Source organism: Hyella patelloides LEGE 07179, assembly GCF_900659865.1.
GTDB classification, from domain to species: Bacteria; Cyanobacteriota; Cyanobacteriia; order Cyanobacteriales; family Xenococcaceae; genus Hyella; species Hyella patelloides.
On the sequence record NZ_LR214171.1, the window covers coordinates 1 to 3,827 of the forward strand.

Genomic DNA, 3,827 nt, shown 5'->3' on the forward strand with positions numbered 1-3,827 from the left:
TTTGTTTTCTGTCGGGTAATATTTAGTTGACTAACTTACCACGCCCTTCGGGCTGAAGTCAGGAGGATAGAGTCAGCAGTCAGGAGTTAGATCAAGCCCGAAGTTGGAGTATGCGCCTCGCCATTTTTAGGCGAAGAGAAACAAAATATATTCAAGTATTGAATCCTCGCTCCTTCGCCTCAGAGGTAAAACGACTGACATCACGACTTCAGATTTCTGACTTCGTGAATATCTATCTGGATTTAGAAGCGTTTATTTTTGGTAATTCCCTGACTGATTAATGGTTGGGACGAAATAGATGAGAATGTTGAGGATTGTAAAGAGCAGAGCGAGTTGTTATGGCAGTTTTTAAAGCAGGACTAATAAGATATAAAGTAGTTCGGATTAAATTATTCTCTTCGGTGGTTACTGCCATTTTTTCCAGAGGTACTAGCCAGATTTGTTCGTCTTTCCAGCCCACACGATAGCAAACTGCTACTGGGGTATCTGGAGGATAATGTTGAAGTAATTTTGTTTGCGCTTTAGTGGCATAACGAGCAGCCAAATAAAGACATAAACTAGCTTTATGAGCAGCTAAATCGGCTAAATCTTCGCTTTCTGGAACAGCAGAAGCTTGACCACTAACTCTGGTTAAGATTATAGACTGGACTAATTCGGGTATAGTCAATTCAGCTTGTAGTTTAGCAGCAGCAGCCTGAAAAGCACTAATTCCAGGGATTAAATCAAAAAAGATCTCCGCTTCTGCGAGAAGTTTCATTTGTTCGGCGATCGCACTGTATAATGTTAAGTCTCCAGAATGTAATCTGACTACTATTTTTTTTTGCTGTACCCTTTCAATCATCATCGGAATAATTTCTTCCAGGGTTTTATTTCCCGTAGGGATCAATTCCGCATCAGAACGTACATCCTGTAAAATTTGTTTGGGTACTAAAGAATGAGCGTAAAAAATTGTATCTGCTTGAGTAAGAATACGATAGGCTTTGAGAGTAAGTAATTCAGGGTCGCCAGGACCAGCACCAATAATATATACTGCGGGTTGAAGAGGATAGTTCATGAGTAATTTTTGATTATTAATAATTGGTTATTCATTGCTCACATTGCTGGAAAGTCATTTGTTTGTGGTTTATTCACCACAGTTGACCAACGGTCAGAGCAGGCTCCGTCGTGTCTTGACGAGCATTCCCTTGCGCGACGCGGAGCGAGTCCTTTAGGGTCTTACGGAGTGGCTGTCTTTTGAGGTTACCTCAAAAGCTTGTACGCCACGTCCGACGCGGGGTCTCGTCGCTTGTAAGGCGGAGTAATCTCTGACTAACTAGTCACTGATAACTCTTTACTATATCGGGAAGAGAACGCTTGAAGACGTATAACCAGATTAAGCCTACAGTTCCCATAGAGATCGCTATTAAACTAACTATTTGAGCAATTCTTAATGGACCAAACATTAAACTATCAGTTCGCAAAGCCTCAATCCAAAAGCGTCCTACACTATAAGCAATCATATAAACAAAAGTCAAGGTTCCTACTTTTAAGCGATCGCTGTTTGTAAGTCCCCAAAAGAATAGAGACAACAACAGAAAAAATACCCCTAAATTCCAAATTGACTCATAAAGAAAAGTTGGGTGAAAATAATCATAATTGAGATAGCCCAAAGGACGATTTGCAGGGGGAATAAACAATTTCCAAGGAACATCAGTGGGTCTACCAAAAGCTTCAGAATTAAAAAAATTGCCCCATCTGCCGATCGCCTGACCTAAGATAAGAGATGGTGCTACTAGATCGAGAAGTTGCCACACCGATACTTTATTAATTCGGGAAAAAATAATCGTGGCAATAGTCCCGCCAATGATTGCACCATGAATCGCAATACCTCCTCTCCAAATAGCCAAAATATCTTCTGGATGTTGACTATATTGTTGCCATTCAAATAAAACATAATAAATCCTGGCAGAAGGAATCGCTGCAATTACTAACCAAATGATTAAATCTCCTACTAATTCAGGATTGACTCCTCGGCGTTTTGCAAGATACTGAGACAAACTAACACCAATTAAAACGGCTGAAGCAATTAGTAAACCGTACCAACGCAAAGCCAGAGAGCCAACTTCAAAGATAATCGGGCCAGGCGACTGAAATTGAAAAGCCAAAAACATAGGGATTAGGGATTAGGGATTAGGGATTAGGGATTAGGGATTAGGGATTAGAAATTAGGTAATAAATAATTACTACTTGTTACTTTATTCCTTATTCTTCATCCCCTCTTGGTGCGCGATGCGTGATGCGGAGCGAGTCCTTTAGGGGAGCGAGTCCTTTAGGATATTCGGTTGCGGATTACTAGCGCATTCTCATGTCGTAATTGCTTGCGCGTGCTTTAGATGAGTAAAACTCATCAAGTTTGCTCGCTTTAATCACCAGGATTGCTCGTCAAATTCCGCTTCTTTTGCACCGCATTCATCCTTTTAAAGTGCTTCTCGTTTTAAATAGGGTTGTAGTACTTCAGGGATTTTAACAGTACCATTAGGTAGTTGATAATTTTCTAAGATTGCAGCCATAGTTCTACCGATAGCGAGTCCCGAACCATTAAGAGTATGGACATATTGCGTACCTTTTTTCCCAGTTTCTTTAAAACGGATATCCGCTCTTCTAGCTTGAAAAGCGTCACAATTAGAACAGCTAGAAATTTCGCGATAGGTTTTAGCCGATGGTAGCCACACCTCTATGTCATAACATTTAGCTGCGCCAAAACCCAAATCTCCCGTACAGAGTTCAATTACTCGATAGGGTAGTTTTAAAGCTTGTAAAATAGCTTCTGCATTCTGCACTAAAGCTTGATGTTCTGCTTCGGAAGTATCAGGATGCACCAACTTAACTAACTCTACCTTACTAAACTGATGCAGTCGAATCAAGCCCCTAGTATCTTTCCCGTAGCTTCCTGCTTCTCTCCGAAAACAAGGAGTATAAGCACAGTGATGTATGGGTAATTCTGTGGATTCTAAAATCTCTCCTCGGTAGAGATTAACCAAAGGTACTTCTGCGGTGGGAGTTAACCACAAATCATCATCACCACATTTAAAGCTTTCCTCGGCAAATTTGGGTAGTTGTCCCGTACCTGTTAAAGATTCTGTATTTACTAACACAGGTGGCATTACTTCTGTGTAACCAGCCTCAATTTGGCTATCTAACATAAAGTTAATTAAAGCACGCTCTAGGGCTGCTCCTGCGCCAATCAGATTAACAAAACGGCTTTGAGCAATTTTAACTGCTCGTTTAAACTCAATAATGCCTAACTGTTCGCCAATTTCCCAATGGGGTAAGATTTTTTCTTCCTGGGTAATATATTCATCTCCCCAGCGACGAATCTCTACATTTTCTGCTTCATATTTACCAACAGGAGTAGATTCGCTGGGTAAATTAGGAAATTGTAATAAAAGTTGATTGATCTGAGCTTTTAAATCTTTTTCTTGGGGTTCTAGCTCTGCTAACTGCGTTTTAAGCTGATTTCCTGATTCTTTTAAAGCGGTGATTTCTGCTGATTTGGGATCGCCACCACTTCTCATTTTTTGACCAATAGCTTTACCAATTTCATTACTGCGCGCACTTAATTGGCTACGATTAGTTTCTAATTCTCGTGTTTTGCGATCTAATTCTAAAAGAGGTTGAATGTCGTATCCTTCTGCACTACGACGGTTCAGTAATTCTTGAACTTTGGTGGGGTTTTCTCTAATCAGTTTGAGTTCTAGCACCGCTTCATTTATTGTTTGCTTCTTATTTCACTCTTGCTAGGATATCTCTTTTTTCGTAATTAACGATCGGGAATTACCTAATCACAT

3 protein-coding genes are annotated in these 3,827 nt (G+C 40.3%); all 3 read right to left on the reverse strand.

Annotated elements, in window-relative coordinates; translation table 11 throughout:
• Nucleotides 1-277 precede the first annotated feature (277 nt).
• Nucleotides 278-1,054, reverse strand: coding sequence for a precorrin-4 C(11)-methyltransferase (gene cobM, locus H1P_RS31525; protein ID WP_144875176.1), 777 nt, complete (start codon nt 1,052-1,054; stop codon nt 278-280).
• A 262-nt stretch (nt 1,055-1,316) separates the two neighbouring features.
• Nucleotides 1,317-2,150 (reverse strand): prolipoprotein diacylglyceryl transferase, encoded by an 834-nt coding sequence (gene lgt, locus H1P_RS31530; RefSeq protein ID WP_144875178.1) that lies wholly within the window; start codon nt 2,148-2,150, stop codon nt 1,317-1,319.
• 306 nt (nt 2,151-2,456) lie between these two features.
• Nucleotides 2,457-3,740 (reverse strand): serine--tRNA ligase, encoded by a 1,284-nt coding sequence (serS, locus tag H1P_RS31535; RefSeq protein ID WP_144875180.1) that lies wholly within the window; start codon nt 3,738-3,740, stop codon nt 2,457-2,459.
• Nucleotides 3,741-3,827: the final 87 nt, after the last annotated feature.